The following is an 18,757-nucleotide window of genomic DNA, read 5'->3' on the forward strand; positions in this document are numbered from 1 at the left end:
GGCAATTCCACCCTGCCGAGGAGAGCGTCGAATGCCGTGGAAGAATCAGGGCGGTGGCCCATGGGGCTCGGGTCCGAAGGGACCATGGGGCTCAGGCCCGCAACCGGTCGGGCCGAGGCCGCCGGATCTGGAAGACCTTCTGCGGCGCGGCCAGGACCGCCTCCAGCAGATCATGCCGGGAGGCTATTTCTCCGGCATAGGCATCACGCTGATCGTGCTGTTGATCGCCGCGTTCTGGTTGTTGTCGGGCTTCTTCCGCGTGCAGTCCGAAGAGCTCGGCGTCGTGCTGCGCTTCGGCAAGCACGTCCGCACCGTGCAGCCAGGCCTGAACTATCATCTGCCCTATCCGATCGAGACCGTGCTGCTGCCGAAGGCGCTGCGCGTCAACACCATCTCGATCGGCATGACGCTGATCGACGACCCGGCGCGGCGCGGCCGTTCCATTCGGGACGTGCCCGAAGAGAGTCTGATGCTGACCGGCGACGAGAACATAGTGGACGTCGATTTCACGGTGCTCTGGCGCATCAAGCCTGATGGCGTCGGCGACTTCCTCTTCAACATCCAGAATCCCGAAGGCACCGTGAAGGCGGTCTCCGAGAGCGCGATGCGCGAGGTGATCGGCCGCTCGCAGATCCAGCCGATCCTGACTGGTGCGCGCAACGTGACCGAACAGGGCGTGCAGGAGCTGATCCAGAAGACCCTGGACAGCTACGGTGCCGGCATTCAGATCAGCCAGGTGCAGATGCAGAAGGTCGATCCGCCGGCGCAGGTGATCGACGCCTTCCGCGACGTTCAGGCCGCGCGCGCCAATCTCGAGCAGTTGCAGAACGAGGCGCAGACTTACGCCAACCAGGTGGTGCCGCAGGCGCGCGGCCGCTCGGCGCAGATTCTGCAGGCCGCCGAAGGCTACAAGGAGCAGGCGGTGGCCGAGGCCAAGGGCCAGAGCGCCCGCTTCCTGAAGGTGTACGAGGAATACAAGAAGGCGCCCGACGTGACGCGTGAACGAATCTATCTGGAGACGATGGAGCGCGTGCTCGGCGGCTCGGAAAAGCTCATCTATGACGGCGGCCAGTCCGGCCAGGGCGTGGTGCCCTATCTGCCACTCAGTGAGCTGACGGCCAAGCGGCCGCCTACCACCGGTCAGCCCTCGAGCGGAGGCACCCGATGAGGTCCCCGGTCACAGGTATCGTCACGCTGCTCGCCCTCCTGCTCGTCGTGGTTGTCGGCTACATGTCGCTGTTCACGGTGCAGCAGACCGAGCAGACCATCGTGCTGCAATTCGGCCGGCCCGTCGACGTCGTCACCGCTCCCGGCCTGCATTTCAAGGCGCCTTGGAACTCGGTGATCAATATCGACAAGCGGATCCTCGATCTCGAGAACCCGTCGCAGGAAGCGATCGCTTCCGACCAGAAGCGGCTCGTCGTCGACGCGTTCGCACGCTACCGCATCAAGGACGCGCTGCGCTTCTATCAGAGCATCGGCTCGATCCAGGCCGCCAACATCCAGCTCACCACGCTCCTGAACGCGGCGCTGCGCCGCGTGCTCGGCGAGGTCACCTTCATCAACGTGGTGCGCGACGACCGCGAGAAGCTGATGCAGCGCATCCGCGACCAACTCGACCGGGAGGCCGACGGTTACGGCATCCAGGTCGTCGACGTCCGGATCCGCCGCGCCGACCTGCCGGAGCAGAACAGCCAGGCGGTCTACCAGCGCATGAAGACCGAGCGTGAGCGCGAAGCCGCCGAGTTCCGCGCCCAGGGCGGACAGAAGGCCCAGGAGATCAAGTCCAAGGCCGATCGTGAGGCAACCGTGATCGTTGCCGAGGCGAATTCGCAGGCCGAACAGACCCGGGGTGCCGGCGATGCCGAGCGCAACCGCCTGTTCGCCGAAGCCTACAGCAAGGATGCCGACTTCTTCGCCTTCTACCGGTCGATGACGGCTTACGAGAACGGGCTGCGTTCGAACGACACCCGCTTCCTGCTGCGTCCGGACTCGGATTTCTTCCGGTACTTCAGTAACCCGTCCGGCAAGATGGCGACCGAGACGCCGGCGAAGCCGTAAGCTAGACATGGGGCGGCGGATATCGCCGCCCTTCGTCCAGACAAGAACAATATACCGGGAGGTTCCGATCCGATGAGGTCCATTGCGTTCACCGATTTCCTCATCGGCCTGGGCATCCTGTTCGTGCTGGAAGGCTTGATGTTCGCGGCCAGTCCCAACTGGATGCGCAAGGCCATGAAGAGCGCCATCGCCACGCCCGACAACATCCTGCGCGCGGTCGGGATCGGTTCAGCCATTGCCGGCCTGGTCCTGATCTGGGTGATGCGACGCCCCATTTAGGCGCCGCGCCAACGCCAAAGTGAAGGCGACAGACGGGTTTTCGCCGTATTATCGGGGTCCTGAGGTTCGCTAAGCTCCGTGCTTGCGCCGTCTCCCCGTCAAGCGCAGTCTGGCGCCGAATCCCTCTCTCTGGAGATCACAATGACCGCTGCCACCCTTGTTACGTCCCGCTCGCGACTTGGTGTGCGAATTGGGCTGGCCGCGCTCGCCGTCGCTGCTGTCAGCGCGCTCGGCACGCCGGCCCATGCGCGCGGACCGGAGGGCATCGCCGACGTCGCCGAGAAGGTGATCGACGCGGTCGTCAACATCTCGACCTCGCAGACCGTCGAGGCCAAGGGCGGCGGCGGCGGCAACGCCATGCCGCAACTACCACCCGGCTCGCCCTTCGAGGAATTCTTCGACGACTTCTTCAAGAACCGCAAGGGTCCGGGCGGCGGCAGCAAGGGCGGCGATAATAACCCGCCGCGCAAGACCAACTCGCTCGGAAGCGGCTTCATCATCGATACGTCAGGCGTCGTCGTCACCAACAATCACGTCATCGCGGACGCCGACGAGATCAACGTCATCCTCAACGACGGCACCAAAATCAAGGCCGAGCTGGTCGGCGTCGACAAGAAGACCGATCTTGCGGTGCTGAAGTTCAAGCCGACCAAGCCGCTGATCGCGGTGAAGTTCGGCGATAGCGACAAGCTGCGTCTCGGCGACTGGGTGGTCGCGATCGGCAACCCGTTCAGCCTTGGCGGCACGGTGACGGCCGGCATCGTCTCGGCCAAAAACCGCGACATCTCCTCCGGTCCCTATGACAGCTACATCCAGACCGATGCCTCCATCAACCGCGGCAATTCCGGTGGTCCGCTGTTCAACCTCGATGGCGACGTCATCGGCGTCAACACGCTGATCATCTCGCCCTCGGGCGGCTCGATCGGCATCGGCTTTGCCGTGCCGTCGAAGACGGTCGCAGGCGTCGTCGACCAGCTCCGTCAGTTCGGCGAGCTGCGCCGCGGCTGGCTGGGAGTGCGGATCCAGAGCGTCACTGACGAGATCGCCGAGAGCCTCAGCATCAAGCCGGCACGCGGTGCGCTGGTTGCGGGCGTCGACGACAAGGGACCCGCCAAGCCGGCCGGCATCGAGCCGGGCGACGTCGTCGTCAAGTTCGACGGCAAGGACGTCAAGGATCCGAAGGACCTGTCCCGCGTCGTCGCCGACACGGCGGTCGGCAAGGAGGTCGACGTCGTCGTCATCCGCAAGGGCAAGGAAGAAACCAAGAAGGTCACGCTCGGCCGCCTCCAGGACGCCGACAAGGTGCAGGCCGCGGTGAAGACCGACGAGCCCGCGCCCGAGAAGCCGGTGACGCAGAAGGCGCTGGGCCTCGACCTTGCGGCGCTGAACAAGGATCTGCGAACCCGCTACAAGATCAAGGACAGCGTCAAGGGCGTGGTCGTCACCAATGTCGACGCCAATTCCGACGCCGCCGAAAAGCGCCTCTCCGCCGGCGATGTCATCGTCGAGGTCGCGCAGGAGGCGGTGTCCAGCGGCGCCGACATCCAGAAGCGGGTCGATCAGCTCAAGAAGGACGGCAAGAAGTCGGTGCTGCTGCTGGTCTCGAATGCCGACGGCGAGCTGCGGTTCGTGGCGCTGAGCGTGCAGTAAGCGATCTGCTCGTCATGCCCGGTTCAAGCTCGGGCATGACGAGCCCGAGACTTACCCCTCGACAAACTCCTCGCGGCGATAGCCCTGCGCATAAAGCAGCGCGGTGAGGTCGCCGTAATCGATCCGCGCGGCTGCCGCGGCCGCCACGGCCGGCTTGGCGTGATAGGCAACGCCAAGTCCCGCCGCCTGGATCATCGCGAGATCATTGGCGCCATCGCCGACCACGACCGAGTCGATGTCGTCGAGATCGAACGATTCCATCAAATCCACCAGCGTCGCGAGCTTTGCCGCGCGGCCCAGGATCGGCTCCTTCACCTCGCCGGTGAACTTGCCGTCGCGCACGACGAGCTCGTTGGCGCGGTTCTCCTGGAAACCGATCTTGGCGGCGATCGCGGTCGTGAACAGTGTGAAGCCGCCGGAAACGAGGCAGGTATAGGCGCCGTGCTTGCGCATGGTTGCAACCAGTTCGCGGCCGCCGGGAGTCAGCGTGATGCGCTTGGCCAGGACCTCGTCGACCACGCTCGCCGGCAGGTCCTTCAGCAGCGCCACGCGCTCGCGCAGCGCCGGCTCGAACTCGATCTCGCCGCGCATGGCGCGTTCGGTGATAGCGGCCACGTGGGCTTTCATCCCGACGAGGTCGGCGAGCTCGTCGATGCATTCCTGGCCGATCATGGTGGAATCCATGTCGGCGAGAAAAAGCTTCTTGCGCCTGAAGCCGGCAGGCTGCACCACGATGTCGACGGGGAGGTCGCCGCGAAGCTCGCGCAGCCGCTGCTCGATGGCGTGACGGTCGCCTTCGAGGTTACTGTCGGCGCCGAAGGGAATGTCGACCGCAACCCCGTCGAACAGCCAGTGCGCGGGTGCTGCCTGGGGCAGCACGGCGCGGGCGCCATCGACGATGGTCGAGTCGAGCGCGGGGTTGTCGGGATTGCAGATCAGCGTGGCGACGAGGGACATTTGAGGTTTTCGTGAGCGAGGAACAGGTCGCCAGAAGGCAGGTTGGCGAGGCCGTGCTTATCGCAGGCCCGACCGCCAGCGGCAAGTCGGCGCTGGCGCTGGAGCTTGCCCTCCGCACGGGCGGCGTCGTCATCAATGCCGACTCCATGCAGGTCTATCGTGACCTCCGCGTTATCACCGCGCGTCCCACACAAAGCGAGGAGGCCCGTGCTCCGCACCGTCTCTACGGCCATGTCGATGCGGCCGTGAACTTCTCGGCGGGCGCCTGGGTGGCTGACGCGGCGAAGGTGCTCGACGAGGCGAGAGCGGAAAACCGTCTGCCGATCTTCATCGGCGGCACCGGGCTTTATTTCAAGGCGCTGACGGCCGGGCTCTCCGTGGTGCCGCCCATTCCTGCCGAGGTGCGCGAGGACGTGCGCGCGCGGCTGGAACGCAACGGCGCCGAAGCGCTCCATGCCGAACTGGCGCGTCGCGACCCCCGCGCGGCCGAGCGATTGAACCTGCGTGACCGCACCCGGATCGCGCGCGCGCTCGAGGTGGTCGAGGCGACCGGTCGTTCGCTGCTCGATTGGCACAGGGAAGGCCAGCCGCCGCTGCTGCCGAAGCACAGTTTTCGAGCGGTGTTTCTCGCGCCCGCACGGGACGAACTCTATGCCCGCATCGATGCCCGGTTCGACGCCATGCTGGACGCCGGCGCGCTGGGGGAGGTCGAGCGGCTCGCCGCCCGACATCTCGATCCGCTGCTGCCGGCGATGAAGGCTCATGGCGTGCCGGCCCTCATCCGCCATCTGCGCAGTGAGCTCAGCCTGGACGACGCGGCAGCAATCGGCCGCGCCGATACCCGCCACTACGCCAAGCGGCAGTTCACCTGGTTCCGGCACCAATTGCCTGACTTCGAATGGGTGAAGCCCGAGGAGGCCCGGGGATGGCTTGCCGCCGTCGTGAGTGCGGCACGAGACCCCGACTGACGCGCTTTTGTACCGAGGTACCCGAATTTACCTCTCGCCGAACCACGGGAACACCGCTACATTGGCAAAATCGCGCGAGAACGGCCGCATCGCCTTGACATCCGGGCTTTGACCGCTATGTTTCGCGCAACCTTTGGGAAGTCGACCGTCAGTCATGCGCAACATTATTACCAAACTCCTTATCGCCGTCGTACCCAGGCACACCGCCGGGGGTGGCTAGCTGCCATCCACATGACAGGCGGTGTGCATGGGCCCTCTTCGGGGCCTTTTTTATTTCCCGAACCAGACACGAACGAAGCCGCTGACAACAGCGCATCCGGAGCAAGCCAATGAGCGACAAGAGCCACGATCCGAACCAGATGACCGGCGCCGCGATGATCGTTCGCGCGCTCATCGATCACGGCGTGACCGACATTTTCGGCTATCCCGGCGGCGCGGTGCTTCCGATCTATGACGAGATCTTCCAGCAGAGCGAGGTCCAGCACATCCTGGTCCGCCACGAGCAGGGCGCGGGCCATGCGGCCGAAGGCTATGCGCGCTCCACCGGCAAGCCCGGCGTTGCCCTGGTGACCTCCGGCCCCGGCGCCACCAACATGGTGACGCCGCTCACCGACGCGCTGATGGACTCGATCCCGCTGGTCTGCATCTCCGGCCAGGTGCCGACGCATCTGATCGGCAACGACGCGTTCCAGGAATGCGACACGGTCGGCATCACGCGTCCCTGCACCAAGCACAATTGGCTGGTGCGCGACGTCAACGATCTCGCCAAGGTGCTGCACGAGGCATTCTACGTCGCGACCACCGGCCGTCCGGGCCCGGTGCTGGTCGACGTCCCCAAAGACGTGCAGTTCGCGACCGGCACCTATCATCCGCCGCGCAAATCCGACGTGCATCGCTCCTACGCGCCGCGCGTGAAGGGCGATGCGACGCAGATCCGCAAGGCCGTGGCGCTGCTCGCCAATGCCAAGCGCCCCGTGATCTACAGCGGCGGCGGCGTCATCAATTCCGGCCCCGAAGCGACCAAGCTGTTGCGCGAACTGGTCGAGGTCACGGGCTTTCCCATCACCTCGACGCTGATGGGTCTCGGCGCCTATCCGGCGTCGGGCAAGAACTGGCTGGGCATGCTCGGCATGCACGGCACTTACGAAGCCAACATGTCGATGCATGATTGCGACGTCATGCTGTGCGTCGGCGCGCGTTTCGACGACCGCATCACCGGCCGTGTCGACGCGTTCTCGCCGGGCTCGAAGAAGATCCACATCGACATCGATCCGTCCTCGATCAACAAGAACATCCGCGTCGACGTGCCGATCATCGGCGATTGCGGCAACATCCTCGGCGACATCCTCCAGGTGTTCAAGGCCGAGGCGAAGAAGCCCGACATCAAGGCGTGGTGGCAGCAGATCGCGCAGTGGCGCGCGCGCAACTCGCTCTATTTCAAGAAGAGCAACGACGTCATCCTGCCCCAGCACGCGATCCAGAGCCTGTTCGAGGCGACGCGCGGCAGGGACACCTACATCACGACCGAGGTCGGCCAGCACCAGATGTGGGCGGCGCAGTTCTACGGCTTCGAGGAGCCGCATCGCTGGATGACCTCGGGCGGTCTCGGCACGATGGGCTACGGCCTGCCGGCCGCGGTCGGCGTGCAGGTGGCCCATCCGGACAGCCTCGTCATCGACATCGCCGGCGATGCTTCGGTGCAGATGACGATGCAGGAGATGTCGACGGCGGTTCAGTACGAACTGCCGATCAAGATCTTCATCCTCAACAACCAGTACATGGGCATGGTGCGGCAGTGGCAGCAGCTGCTGCACGGCAACCGGCTGTCGCATTCCTATTCGGAGGCGATGCCGGACTTCGTCAAGCTCGCGGAAGCCTATGGCGGCGTCGGCTTCCAGGTGCACAAGCCCGGCGATCTCGACGGTGCCATCCAGGAGATGATCTCGGTCAAGCGCCCGGTGCTGTTCGACTGCCGCGTCGCGTCGCTGGAAAACTGCTTCCCGATGATCCCGTCCGGCAAGGCGCACAACGAGATGCTGTTGCCGGAGCAGGCCAACGACGAGGCCACCGCCAAGGCCTTTGCCGGCGGCAAGGCGCTGGTGTGACGAAAGACATTTGAGGGGACGACAATGAACCAGCCCGCATCCGCCTACTTCATCGAAGAGCGCCACGATCCCAACGAGACCCACACGCTCGCCGTGCTCGTGCAGAACGAGCCCGGCGTGCTCGCGCGCGTCATCGGCCTGTTCTCGGGCCGCGGCTACAACATCGAGAGCCTCACGGTGTCGGAGACCGAGGCCCAGAAGCACCTTTCGCGCATCACCATCGTCACCACCGGTACGCCGATGGTGATTGCGCAGATCAAGAACCAGCTCGACCGCATGATCCCGGTCTACCAGGTCGTCGACATGACCCAGACCCGGCGCTCGATCGAGCGCGAGCTCGCAATGGTGAAGGTGCGCGGGCAGGGCGAGCATCGGGTCGAGGCGCTCAGGCTCGCGGATGCGTTCCGCGCCCGCGTGATCGACGCCACCACCGAGAGCTTTGTGTTCGAGATCACAGGCAATACGGACAAGATCAATCAATATATCGACCTGATGCGTCCGCTCGGCCTTGTCGAGGTGTCGCGCACCGGCGTTGCCGCGATCGGCCGCGGGCCTGAAGGAATGTGAACCATGCTGGCGCGCGACTGGTACTACAACGAGCGGAACCGGATGGGGATCGAGCCCGCTGTGGCCTCGATCTACGACGCCCATGACGATGCCGATCTGCGGGCGCGCGCCGCGCTGAAGATGCTGGGAGTCCAGCGCGGCTGGCGCATCGCCGACATCGGCTGCGGCAACGGCGTGCTGGCGACCGAAGCCGCGCTGATGGGTGCCGAGGTCGATGCCATCGACATATCGCCGGCAATGCTGGCGCTCGCCGAGATCTACGCGCGCGACCGCAAGGCGAAGGTCGCAACCCAGTCGGCCGGCCTGCTCAGCTTCGCCTACCGGCCGGAATCCTACGACCTGATCGCCAGCGAATTCACGCTGCACCATTTGCCGGATTTCTGGAAGGCGGTGGCGATGTCGCGAATTTTCCGCGCGCTCAAGCCCGGAGCGACGTTCTATCTGCGCGACCTCGTCTACGCCGCGATGCCCGACGCCATCGAGCGTGACGTCGAGCAATGGGCCGACTTCCAGATCAAGAACCACGATTTTCCGCGCGACAGTGTCGTCACGCACATGCGCGACGAATATTCCACCTTCGGCTGGGTGATGGAGCGGATGCTGACCGACGTCGGCTTCACGCTGGTCTCGGCCGATTACCACGCACCGATGCACGGTACGTATCTGTTGCGCAAACCGAGAGCCGGCGAGCAAGGCTAGACGACAACAACAGGGCTGCACGATAGGGCAGAGCCGAGAACAACAATGAAGCCGGCCGATATCCTCATCGCCATCCTGGTGGCGATCATCTGGGGGCTTGCCTTCGTGGCGAGCCGGATCGCGCTCGACGAGCTTTCGCCGGAGCTGATGACCGCAATGCGCTTTTTCATCGCCGCGTTGCCGTGCCTGTTCATTCCGAAGCCAAAGGTCGCATGGTCGCTTCTGATCGCTATCAGCTTCACGTTGTTCCTCGGTCAATTCCTCAGCCAGGCCTACGCTATCGCCCATGGCGTGCCGGTGGGGCTGACCAGCGTCGTGGTGCAGAGCCAGGCGCTGTTCACCATCGGATTTGCCGCGATCGCCTTCGGCGAACGGCCGACGTCGGTCCAGACGCTCGGTATCGGCATCGCCGCGATTGGCCTGCTCATGATCTGCGGCACGGTCGGTTATGATTTCAGCGTCGCTGCATTTGCGGTGCTGATGATCGCTCCGATCTGCTTTGCCGTCGGCAATCTGCTGCTGCGCGGCGCCCGCGGCGCGCCGATGTTCGATCTGTTCGCCTGGCTCTGCCTCACCGCCGCGGTGCCGCTGTTCGCGCTTGCGGTGGTCGTCAACGGGCCAGTGCCGACCTTCCAGTCGCTGATCCACCTGTCGCTGACCGGGTTGATCTGCCTGCTGGTGATCGGCGCCATCTCCACCAGCATCGCCTATTGGCTGTGGGGACGGCTGCTGCGTGATTACCCGGCAGCGCAAGTGGTGCCGTTCGCGTTGCTGGTGCCGTTCGTTGGCTCGGCCGCCTCCAGCATCGTGTTCGGCGAGCGGTTCGGACCGTTGCGGCTGGCCGGCATGCTGACGGTGATCGGCGGTATCGCGGTGATGGTGCTGGTGAAGCGCCCGCAGATCCTGCCGAAGGCGGCGTGAGGTGGCGATGACCTATTCGCTGTTCTATGCCTTCCTCGTCTTCATGGTCGTGATGTACTTCACGCCGGGGCCGAACAACATCATGCTGCTGTCCTCCAGCCTGACTTACGGCTTCCGGCGCACCATCCCCCACATCGTCGGCATCGTCCTCGGCTTCGCCTTCATGGTCGCCGCCGTCGGCCTCGGGCTCGGCTCGGTCTTCCTGACCTATCCGATCCTCCAGACCATCCTGAAATACGCCGGTGCCGCCTACCTGATCTATCTTGCCGCTGTGATCGCCATGTCCGGCCCGACCAGGCCGGGGGAGGGGGATGGCCGTGGTCCGATGACCTTCTGGGGCGCGGCGATGTTTCAATGGATCAATGCCAAGGGCTGGGTGATCGTGATCGGCACCATCACCGCCTATGCGGCGATCGCCCAATTCCCGCTCAACATCGTGATCCAGACCCTGATCAGCCTGCTCGTCGGCACCGTCTCGACCGTGGTCTGGGCCCTGTTCGGCTCGGCGTTACGGCCAATTCTGACCTCGGAGCGGCTGGTCCGCGCCTTCAATATCCTGATGGCGATCCTGCTGCTGGCCTCTCTCTACCCCGTTTTCATGGATGCATGATGTCGCGGAATTCCATGCAGAAACGGGTTTCCCAGGGGGGCGAAAATGCTCTAGACAGCCCCCGAAATCCGCAATTTTCACCGTCCAAGACTTGAGCAGTCGGACCTGACCAACGGCCGATTCTGGCCCCTAACGAGGAAACGCCCCATGCGTGTTTATTACGATCGCGACGCCGACCTGAACCTGATCAAGGGCAAGAAGGTCGCCATCGTCGGCTACGGCAGCCAGGGCCACGCCCATGCGCTCAACCTGAAGGATTCCGGCGTCAAGGACGTCGCCATCGCGCTGCGCAAGGATTCGGGCTCGGTCAAGAAGGCGGAAGCCGCCGGCTTCAAGGTGATGGACGTCGCCGAAGCCGCCAAATGGGCCGACCTCGTCATGATGCTGACCCCGGACGAACTCCAGGGCGATATCTATCGCGAGCACCTGCACGACAACATGAAGAAGGGCGCCGCCCTCGTGTTCGCGCACGGCCTCAACGTCCACTTCAATCTGCTCGACCCGCGCGCCGATCTCGACGTGCTCATGATCGCGCCGAAGGGCCCGGGCCACACCGTGCGCTCGGAATATCAGCGCGGCGGCGGCGTGCCCTGCCTGATCGCGATCGCCAAGGACGTCTCCGGCAACGCCCATGACCTCGGCCTGTCCTACGCTTCGGCTGTCGGCGGCGGCCGCGCCGGCATCATCGAAACCACCTTCAAGGAAGAATGCGAGACCGACCTGTTCGGCGAGCAGGTGGTGCTCTGCGGCGGTCTGGTCGAACTGATCAAGGGCGGCTACGAGACCCTGGTCGAAGCCGGCTACGCGCCGGAGATGGCCTATTTCGAGTGCCTGCACGAAGTGAAGCTGATCGTCGACCTGATCTATGAAGGCGGTATCGCCAACATGAACTACTCGATCTCCAACACGGCGGAGTACGGCGAGTACGTCACCGGTCCGCGCATCGTCACCGCCGAGACCAAGGCCGAGATGAAGCGCGTTCTCGCCGACATCCAGGGCGGCAAGTTCGCTCGCGACTGGATGCTCGAGAACAAGGTCAACCAGACCTCGTTCAAGGCGACCCGCGCCAAGCTCGCACAGCACCCGATCGAGGAAGTCGGCGCGAAGCTGCGCGACATGATGCCCTGGATCAAGAAGGGCGCGCTGGTCGACAAGTCGAAGAACTAAGTCGGTTTGCCCCGGACGCAGCGCAACACGTTGGTGATGCGCTGCTGATCCGGGGCCCGATGCGGCTCCTGTGTCCCGGCTCTGCGCTCCACTCCGTGGCGCTTGTCCGGGACACGGGCAAAATTCCGAGGCATGATCGCGGGAACTCCAGGGGAGGAAGACCATGCGATCTGTCGTCGTCACCGGTGCGTCCACGGGCATCGGCTGGGCTACTGCAAAACTCCTGATCGGGCGCGGTTACCGCGTGTTCGGCAGCGTTCGCAAGCAGGCCGATGCCGATCGGCTCAAGGCCGAGTTCGGCGCCGATTTCACGCCATTGCTGTTCGACGTTACCGACGAGGCCGCGGTTCTCGCGGCTGCACGGGACGTGCGTGAGGCGCTGAATGGCGAGACGCTCGCCGGCCTCGTCAACAATGCGGGCGTCGCGGTCGCGGGTCCCGTGCTCGAATTGTCCGCGGATGATTTCCGTCGCCAGATGGACATCAACGTCATCGGCCCTGTCATCGCGACGCAGGCGTTCGGGCCGCTGCTCGGGGCCGACCCGTCGCTGAAGGGGCCGAAGGGGCGGATCGTGATGATCAGCTCGGTCGCTGGCAAGAACGGCAATCCGCTGTCGGCGCCCTACTGCACCTCCAAGCACGCCATCGAAGGCCTATCCGAAAGCCTGCGCCGCGAACTGATGCTGTTCGGCATCGACGTCATCATCATCGCCCCCGGCGCGGTGAAGACGCCGATCTGGAGCAAGGCTGAACGGATCGATCTCTCCGTTTACCAGAACTCGCCCTATCTGCCGGCGCTGAACAAGGTCATGGCGTTCATGATGGACCTCGGCGCAAAGGGCCTGCCGGCCGAGCGGATCGCCGAGATCGTGTTCGAGGCGCTGACCACGGCGAGCCCCAAGGTGCGCTACCAGATTACGCCGGATCCGCTGCGCCATATGATCGCGGCCGTGCTGCCGAAACGGACCCTCGACCGCATCATCGCCAAGCGGCTCGGTTTCCTGCCGCAATAGGCCGGGCACGTCAGCTTGCCGTGACGGTCTGCCCGCGCGGGTGGCGAGCCATCGCGATCATGCGCAGCGCCATCACGATCAACAGCGGAAAAAGGAACGCTGCATGGAGCGGCATCGCCGGCACACGCTTGCCGAACGCGACCATGAATTGGAGCCAGAGGTAATAGCCGCCGGCGAGATGCAGCGTCCGCCAGGCGCGCGGCCCGATCAGCGCGGCGGTGCGGTCGAACGAGGTCGCGCTCATGGCGATGATGACGGCATAGCCGATCCCGCCGAAGACGTAGGAGGCGGGCGAGGTGGCCTCCGCGAAGCCGGCGGGATCCATTTTGGCGAAGGCGATGATCGCGAGCGCATGAATGGCGTGGGAGGCGGCAAAGCTCAGGCCGAGATGACGGCGGTTGCGGCGCTGCCAGCGCGTCCAGCCATTGGGCCACAGCCACCCCAGCGCCGCGGCGCTGAAGGCGAGGCAGAACAGCAGCAGCGAGCTGCGTGCCGTGAAGCGGATCACCATCCGCACGCCCTCGACCTCGAACTGTCGCATCGAGGCGATCCACAGGCTGAGGACGACCAGGCTGAGGGTAAGGGCGGCCAGCAGCCGCCAGCCTTCGAGCCAGCCTTGACGTTGCGACATGGTGATCTCCCTGAGTTATGTAATCACTGATTACATTTATCGACCAGCCGTGATCAACAGTGTAATCGCTGCTTACATTCACGTTCGGGTGATGCTAGGAAGCTCGCGTGTCCGTCCGCCAGACCTCCAAGCCGCGTGCTCGCCGCCCGGCAGCCGAACCCCGGCCGTATCACCACGGCGACCTTCGCCGCGTCCTGATCGATGCTGCGCTGCAACTCGCCGCAGAGGGTGTGGAAGTTTCCGTCCGTGAGGCCGCGCGGCGGGCCGCCGTGTCCCCAGGCGCGCCGTTCCGGCACTTTCCGAACCGCGATGCCCTGATGGCGGCGGCGGCCGAGGAGGCGCAGCGGCGTTTCCGCGCCGAGATCGAGGCGGCGCTGGGCGAGGTTCCCGCCGCCGGCCCGCTCGCCCGCTTCCGTGCCTTCGGCCTCGCTTACCTGCGCTGGGCGTTGCGCAATCCCGCGCATTTCGAAATCATCTCCACCGGACGCTATTTCGTCCATGGCAGCTCCGCTGAACTGACGCGCGACAATGCTGAACTGATCGCCCTGACCGAGGGAATCCTCGCCGAAGCGGCGGAGCAGGGTCTGCTGCGCCCGGTCGATCTCAAGCAAGTCCAGATCGCCGGCCGTGCGCTGGTCTACGGCTTTGTCCGGATGAATCTCGACGGCCATTTCCCACGCTGGGGCGTCGAGGCAGGCGAGATCGAGCGGACGGCGGAAGGGGTGCTCGACCTGTTCATCGCGGGGATCGCGAAAGCCTGATTTTGCACGCGGCTCCGTGCGGCGCTTCGCCGCCTCCTCACATTAAGCGAAGGTCGGATCACGGCCTGCATTGCCTGTCCTTGACCGTTCCGTTACAGTTTTATGACACGGTGCAGGCCTTCCGGCTGCGCCGGACGCCCTAGCCGCCCTTGTTCTCCCTTGGGCCGGCCAGACGGCTAGGTATCATTGCGCCGGACCAGCTGTTGCGTGTCGTCGATGGCGTCCGCGCCCAATCCAGGTCCTTCTGCCGCCACCGCCGTGCTGGCGAGCGTCGCCGCGCTCGGCATCTGGCGGCTGCTCGCGGTTGCCGCGCCGCATCTGGCCGCGCTCGCGCTGATGTACGAGACCGAGACCGATTTCGGCTCGCGCCTCTCCTTCGCGCTGGCCTGGGGCATCCTCAATTTTTTCTGGATCACGCTGCTGCGCCGGCCGGCGCTGTCGGGCGCGCTGTCGCTGACCATGGTCGTGGTGCTGGTGCTGCTGTCGCGGCTCAAGCACGACGTCGTCCAGATGACGGTCAACTTCATCGACCTGATGATGATCGACCGCGACACCGTCGCGTTCCTGTTCACGATCTTCCCGAACTTGCGCTGGTCGGTGATCCTGGCGGGCCTCGTCACGCTGCCGCTGATGTATGCGCTGTGGTGGCTCGATCCGTTCCGCATCCGTCGCCTGCCGGCGCTCGCCTGCAAGCTGGCCTGCCTCGCCGCGCTGGTCGGCTATTCGCTCTATCATCCGGACGAGGCCTGGCGCGGCTATTACGACGATGGCTATCTGTCGAAGTTCTTCCGCTCCGGCGTCAGCTCGGTCTCGGACTTCGTGCAATACGGCTTCATGGAATCGGCGGCCGCGACCAACGAACGGCTCAACGTGCCGCTGGTCGATTCCTGCCATCCTGCCGGACGCCGGCCGAACATCATCATGATCCATGATGAATCGAGCTTCGACATCCGCGCTGCCCAAGGCATCAAGGTGCCGCAGGGCTATGGCAGCCACTTCAAGTCCTGGGACGGCAGGCAGCGCACCTTCCTGGCCGAGAGCAATGGCGGGCCGAGCTGGTTCACCGAATACAACGTGCTCGCGGGCCTCTCCTCGCGCTCGTTCGGCCGCTTCGCCTATTTCGTGACGCGCATCGCCTCGAACCGCGTCGAGCGCGGGCTGCCGCTGGCGCTGCGCCGCTGCGGCTACGACACGATGTCGCTGTATCCTGCCAATGGCGGCTTCATGGCCGCGCGCAGCTTCCAGATGACGACGGGCATCGAACGTTTCCTCGACTCCAAGGATCTCCACGCCAAGGACGTCGAGCCCGACAGCTTCTTCTATGACAAGGCGCTCCAGTTGATGGGTCAGCAGCCGCCCAACAAGCCGCTGTTCACTTTCATCTATCTCGGCGCCAATCATTTCCCCTGGGAGACGCGCTTCCGCCCCGACCTGCTGCAGAACTGGCGCGCGCCGGGCAACGTGGCGTCGATCGACGAATATCTGCGTCGTCAGGCGATGAGCGCCGAGCAGTACAAGGCGTTCGTCGCCAGTCTGAAAAAGAACTTCCCGGGCGAGCCCTTCCTGATCGTGCGCTATGGCGATCATCAGCCTGAGTTTGCGCCTGCGATCCTCGAGCCCGGCCTCGACGAGGGCGCCATCGGCAAGAAGCTCGACGCCTACGATCCGCGGCTCTACGCGACCTATTATGCGATCGACGCCGTCAATTTCGAGCCGGTCAGGAGCGAGGCCGTGATGGACACGGTCGACGGCCCTTATCTGCCGCTGGTGATCCAGGAAGCCGCCGGCATCCCGCTCGACCCGTCCTTCGCCGAGCAGAAGGAGATCATGCTCCGCTGCAAGGGCATGTTCTACAGCTGCAAGGACGGCGCCGAAGCGCGGCGGCTGAACAGGCTGCTGATCGAGGCAGGAATGATCCGGGGGCTGTAGCCTACGGCTTGCCCACCTTCTCCCATAGCCACTTCGCCACCGCATCCGGCGACGAATTTGCGTCGTTGCCGCTGGCGCGCAAATTCGCTTCGCGCATGGTAGTGATGTCGATCTTGCCGAGCAGGGGCTTGAGTGCGGCCTGCAGTCGCTCGTCGCCGGAACGTTTCGGCGCCAGCAGCAGGATGGCATCGTAGGGCGGAATCGCGTGCCTGGGATCGTCCAGCGCGATCAGATCGTACTTCGCGATCAACCCGTCGCTGGTGTAGCCGGCGATGACGTCGACCTCGCCGCTGGCGACCGCCGCATACATGAAGTCCGGCTGCATCTGGCGTTGCGTCCTGAACGAAAGGCCGTAGGCCTTTTGCAGCGCGGCCCATTCCGGCCGCGAGAAGAACTCGTAATCGCCGGCAATCGACAGCGTCGGTGCGTGCGTGGCGAGATCGGCGATGGTGCGGATATGAAGGGCTTCGGCGCGTTTCTTCGGGATCACCAGCGTATAGGCATTCTCGAAACCGAGCTCGCCGAGCAGGGTGATGTTGTCCTTGGCGAGCGCCGTCTTCAACTCCGCAAGAAGCTCGGCGCGTGGCTTGATATCGGTGCGGTGCAGCTGGTTGGCCCAGAGCGTGCCGGAATAATCGATGTAGAGATCGACGTCGCCGGCCTTCAGCGCCCCGAAGATCACGCTGGAGCCGAGGCCCGATCGTGCGGTGGCGGGCAGACCGGCGGCCTGGAGGCGGTCCCTGAGCAGGGCCGAAAGCACATATTGCTCGGCGAAGGTCTTGGCGCCGACGACATAGCCCTGCGACGAGCGCCCCATCGTCGGCACCAGCGTGGCGGCGACCAGTGCCGCGATGCCGGCCGTGCCGAGGCCGGTGCGCCAACGGCTGCGCTGGCGCAGGCCGCTCTCGATCAGGCCGAGCAACTGGTCGACGGCAAGCGCGAGCAGGGCCGAGGCAAAGCAGCCGAACAGCACGAACACCCAGTTCTGGGTTTGAAGCCCGGCAAAGATGTAATTGCCGAGGCTGGTCTGCCCTATCGGCGTCGATAGCGTCGCGGTGCCGATCACCCACACCGCGGCGGTGCGGATGCCTGCCATCATCACCGGCAGCGCCAGCGGCAGTTCGACGGTGACCAGCGATTGCCGCGCCGTCATGCCGACGCCTTTGGCGGCCTCGATCAGCGCGGGATCGATGCCGTTGAGCCCGGTGATGCCGTTGCGCAGCACCGGGAGCATCGAGTAGAGCGCCAGCGCCAGCACCGCCGGCAGGAAGCCGAACGCCGAGAAGGATACGCCGAACCAGGCCAGCGTCACCGAGGCGACGAGCAGCAGCAGCGGATAGAACAGCGCAAGCAGCGCCAGGCCCGGCACCGTCTGCACGATGCTGGCGAGTGCGAGCAGGATGGCGCGGGGCGCCGGGCGGTCGCGCGTCAGGATTGCCAGCGGCAGGCTGACGGCGAGACCGAGCGCGAGCGCGGCGAGGCTTACCCGGACATGATTGCCGAGATAGTCGGGCAGGTGCGCCAATGCTTCGCCCCAGCGCGGGTCGGCGAACAAGCTCATGCCGCACCGCTTTGCGGCAGCAGCGTGTTCAGCCGCGCGACCTGCCGCCGCGGCGTGCGCAGCAGCTCCAGCACGTAGGCGTCGCTGCTCCTCGACAGCTCGGCGGGTGTGCCCTGCGCGAGCAGCTTCCCGCTGCGCATCACCGCGATGCGGTCGGCGAGCAGGATCGCCTCCGTCATGTCATGGGTGATCATCACGGTGGTCAGGCCGAGCTTGCGATGCAGCGAGCGATAATCGTCGCCGAGCGCATCGCGGGTGAGGGGATCGAGCGCGCCGAACGGCTCGTCCATCAGCACGATGCGCGGCTTTGCCGCAAGCGCCCGCGCCACGCCGACGCGCTGGCGCTGGCCGCCGGAGAGCGCCTCCGGCAGACGGTCGCGATGGGCATCACGGTCGAGCTGCACGAGCTCCAGCAACTCGTCGACCCGCGCTGCGATATCCGCGGCCGGCCGGCCGAGCAGCTTTGGCGTGATCCCGATATTGTCGGCCACGCTCAGATGCGGAAACAGTCCGCCGCTCTGGAACACGTAGCCGATCCGCCGCCGCAGTGCGACCGGATCGACGTTCTGCACGTCTTCGCCCTCAACGGTGATGGTGCCGCTGTCGGCCTCGATCAGCCGGTTGGCGAGCCGCAGCAGCGTGGTCTTGCCGGAGCCCGAGCCGCCGACGATCGCCAGAAATTCGCCCTCGGCGATGTCGAGCGAGACGTCGTCCACGGCCTTGAGCGCGCCGAAGCTCTTGGTGATTTGGGCATAGCCGATCATCGGCCTGGATGGCATCGCGCGGGCTCACTTCGCTGACCCGCCCACGGAGGGAGGGACTGAGAAGGCCCATGCGTAGCACGCTTGGCGGCTTGATTGAACTTGGTCGCGCGAGCGG

18 protein-coding genes are annotated in these 18,757 nt (G+C 65.1%); 14 read left to right on the plus strand and 4 right to left on the minus strand.

All coding sequences use genetic code 11. From position 1 onward, the window contains the following. The first annotated feature begins 31 nt into the window (after positions 1-31). The 4 genes from hflK (at position 32) to JQ580_RS18930 (ending at position 3,990) form a co-directional block, all read left to right on the plus strand. The gene (gene hflK, locus JQ580_RS18915) at positions 32-1,168 is read left to right on the plus strand and encodes an FtsH protease activity modulator HflK (RefSeq protein ID WP_212281581.1); all 1,137 of its coding nucleotides are present in this window, start codon (positions 32-34) and stop codon (positions 1,166-1,168) included. Further along, a complete protein-coding gene (gene hflC, locus JQ580_RS18920) occupies positions 1,165-2,061 on the plus strand; it encodes a protease modulator HflC (RefSeq protein ID WP_212281583.1) in 897 nt (298 codons plus the stop codon). Before hflK ends, hflC begins: the two co-directional genes overlap by 4 nt. 72 nt (positions 2,062-2,133) lie before the next feature. Next, complete coding sequence (locus JQ580_RS18925; protein WP_212281585.1) at positions 2,134-2,340, plus strand: DUF2065 domain-containing protein; 207 nt, start codon at positions 2,134-2,136, stop codon at positions 2,338-2,340. A gap of 141 nt (positions 2,341-2,481) precedes the next feature. Continuing rightward, positions 2,482-3,990, plus strand: a complete 1,509-nt coding sequence (locus tag JQ580_RS18930; RefSeq protein ID WP_212281592.1) for a Do family serine endopeptidase — start codon at positions 2,482-2,484, stop codon at positions 3,988-3,990. A 51-nt stretch (positions 3,991-4,041) separates the two neighbouring features. Here the strand turns inward: JQ580_RS18930 and serB are convergent, their stop codons facing one another. Further along, positions 4,042-4,947, minus strand: a complete 906-nt coding sequence (gene serB / locus JQ580_RS18935) for a phosphoserine phosphatase SerB (protein ID WP_212281593.1) — start codon at positions 4,945-4,947, stop codon at positions 4,042-4,044. Between the two features lie 11 nt (positions 4,948-4,958). Here serB and miaA point away from each other — a divergent pair, with 11 nt between their 5' ends. The 8 genes from miaA to JQ580_RS18975 all read left to right on the plus strand — a co-directional run bounded on the left by miaA (position 4,959) and on the right by JQ580_RS18975 (position 12,996). Further along, positions 4,959-5,915: a tRNA (adenosine(37)-N6)-dimethylallyltransferase MiaA gene (gene miaA / locus JQ580_RS18940; protein ID WP_212281595.1), complete on the plus strand. Its 957-nt coding sequence runs from the start codon at positions 4,959-4,961 to the stop codon at positions 5,913-5,915. A 329-nt stretch (positions 5,916-6,244) separates the two neighbouring features. Beyond that, positions 6,245-8,020: an acetolactate synthase 3 large subunit gene (locus JQ580_RS18945; RefSeq protein WP_094977427.1), complete on the plus strand. Its 1,776-nt coding sequence runs from the start codon at positions 6,245-6,247 to the stop codon at positions 8,018-8,020. A 24-nt stretch (positions 8,021-8,044) separates the two neighbouring features. Then, entirely contained in the window at positions 8,045-8,587 is a 543-nt protein-coding gene (gene ilvN / locus JQ580_RS18950; protein ID WP_028145447.1) for an acetolactate synthase small subunit, read from the plus strand. 3 nt (positions 8,588-8,590) lie between these two features. After that, positions 8,591-9,286, plus strand: coding sequence for a class I SAM-dependent methyltransferase (locus JQ580_RS18955; RefSeq protein ID WP_212281597.1), 696 nt, complete (start codon positions 8,591-8,593; stop codon positions 9,284-9,286). A gap of 45 nt (positions 9,287-9,331) precedes the next feature. Continuing rightward, complete coding sequence (locus JQ580_RS18960) at positions 9,332-10,207, plus strand: EamA family transporter (RefSeq protein WP_212281599.1); 876 nt, start codon at positions 9,332-9,334, stop codon at positions 10,205-10,207. A 7-nt stretch (positions 10,208-10,214) separates the two neighbouring features. Beyond that, positions 10,215-10,817, plus strand: a complete 603-nt coding sequence (locus tag JQ580_RS18965; RefSeq protein ID WP_212281601.1) for a LysE family translocator — start codon at positions 10,215-10,217, stop codon at positions 10,815-10,817. Positions 10,818-10,964: 147 nt separating this feature from the next. Further along, entirely contained in the window at positions 10,965-11,984 is a 1,020-nt protein-coding gene (gene ilvC / locus JQ580_RS18970; protein WP_094893974.1) for a ketol-acid reductoisomerase, read from the plus strand. A gap of 163 nt (positions 11,985-12,147) precedes the next feature. Further along, a complete protein-coding gene (locus tag JQ580_RS18975) occupies positions 12,148-12,996 on the plus strand; it encodes an SDR family oxidoreductase (protein ID WP_212281603.1) in 849 nt (282 codons plus the stop codon). A gap of 10 nt (positions 12,997-13,006) precedes the next feature. Here the strand turns inward: JQ580_RS18975 and JQ580_RS18980 are convergent, their stop codons facing one another. Next, on the minus strand, positions 13,007-13,627 hold the full coding sequence (locus JQ580_RS18980; protein ID WP_212281604.1) for a hypothetical protein: 621 nt from the start codon (positions 13,625-13,627) through the stop codon (positions 13,007-13,009). A 107-nt stretch (positions 13,628-13,734) separates the two neighbouring features. Here JQ580_RS18980 and JQ580_RS18985 point away from each other — a divergent pair, with 107 nt between their 5' ends. Both JQ580_RS18985 and JQ580_RS18990 read left to right on the plus strand, forming a co-directional pair. Further along, positions 13,735-14,388, plus strand: a complete 654-nt coding sequence (locus JQ580_RS18985; protein ID WP_212281605.1) for a TetR/AcrR family transcriptional regulator — start codon at positions 13,735-13,737, stop codon at positions 14,386-14,388. 216 nt (positions 14,389-14,604) lie between these two features. Next, positions 14,605-16,317, plus strand: a complete 1,713-nt coding sequence (locus JQ580_RS18990) for a sulfatase-like hydrolase/transferase (protein ID WP_212281607.1) — start codon at positions 14,605-14,607, stop codon at positions 16,315-16,317. Position 16,318: 1 nt separating this feature from the next. Here the strand turns inward: JQ580_RS18990 and JQ580_RS18995 are convergent, their stop codons facing one another. Together JQ580_RS18995 and JQ580_RS19000 are read right to left on the minus strand one after the other, a co-directional pair. Further along, entirely contained in the window at positions 16,319-17,878 is a 1,560-nt protein-coding gene (locus JQ580_RS18995) for a glycine betaine ABC transporter substrate-binding protein (protein WP_212281609.1), read from the minus strand. Next, entirely contained in the window at positions 17,875-18,657 is a 783-nt protein-coding gene (locus JQ580_RS19000; protein ID WP_212281611.1) for an ATP-binding cassette domain-containing protein, read from the minus strand. The genes JQ580_RS18995 and JQ580_RS19000 overlap by 4 nt, the downstream gene beginning before the upstream one ends. Positions 18,658-18,757: the final 100 nt, after the last annotated feature.

Source organism: Bradyrhizobium sp. SZCCT0148 (assembly GCF_018129985.1).
Taxonomy (GTDB): Bacteria; Pseudomonadota; Alphaproteobacteria; order Rhizobiales; family Xanthobacteraceae; genus Bradyrhizobium; species Bradyrhizobium japonicum_H.

Coding starts and splice junctions, on each gene's coding strand:
- JQ580_RS18925 (WP_212281585.1), top strand. CDS start 2,134: ATGAGGTCCATTGCGTTCACCGATTTCCTCATCGGCCTGGGCATCCTG.
- JQ580_RS18965 (WP_212281601.1), top strand. CDS start 10,215: ATGACCTATTCGCTGTTCTATGCCTTCCTCGTCTTCATGGTCGTGATG.
- hflC (WP_212281583.1), top strand. CDS start 1,165: ATGAGGTCCCCGGTCACAGGTATCGTCACGCTGCTCGCCCTCCTGCTC.
- JQ580_RS18975 (WP_212281603.1), top strand. CDS start 12,148: ATGCGATCTGTCGTCGTCACCGGTGCGTCCACGGGCATCGGCTGGGCT.
- JQ580_RS18990 (WP_212281607.1), top strand. CDS start 14,605: ATGGCGTCCGCGCCCAATCCAGGTCCTTCTGCCGCCACCGCCGTGCTG.
- JQ580_RS18960 (WP_212281599.1), top strand. CDS start 9,332: ATGAAGCCGGCCGATATCCTCATCGCCATCCTGGTGGCGATCATCTGG.
- serB (WP_212281593.1), bottom strand. CDS start 4,947: ATGTCCCTCGTCGCCACGCTGATCTGCAATCCCGACAACCCCGCGCTC.
- JQ580_RS18955 (WP_212281597.1), top strand. CDS start 8,591: ATGCTGGCGCGCGACTGGTACTACAACGAGCGGAACCGGATGGGGATC.
- JQ580_RS18930 (WP_212281592.1), top strand. CDS start 2,482: ATGACCGCTGCCACCCTTGTTACGTCCCGCTCGCGACTTGGTGTGCGA.
- JQ580_RS19000 (WP_212281611.1), bottom strand. CDS start 18,657: ATGCCATCCAGGCCGATGATCGGCTATGCCCAAATCACCAAGAGCTTC.
- JQ580_RS18945 (WP_094977427.1), top strand. CDS start 6,245: ATGAGCGACAAGAGCCACGATCCGAACCAGATGACCGGCGCCGCGATG.
- JQ580_RS18980 (WP_212281604.1), bottom strand. CDS start 13,627: ATGTCGCAACGTCAAGGCTGGCTCGAAGGCTGGCGGCTGCTGGCCGCC.
- hflK (WP_212281581.1), top strand. CDS start 32: ATGCCGTGGAAGAATCAGGGCGGTGGCCCATGGGGCTCGGGTCCGAAG.
- ilvN (WP_028145447.1), top strand. CDS start 8,045: ATGAACCAGCCCGCATCCGCCTACTTCATCGAAGAGCGCCACGATCCC.
- JQ580_RS18995 (WP_212281609.1), bottom strand. CDS start 17,878: ATGAGCTTGTTCGCCGACCCGCGCTGGGGCGAAGCATTGGCGCACCTG.
- ilvC (WP_094893974.1), top strand. CDS start 10,965: ATGCGTGTTTATTACGATCGCGACGCCGACCTGAACCTGATCAAGGGC.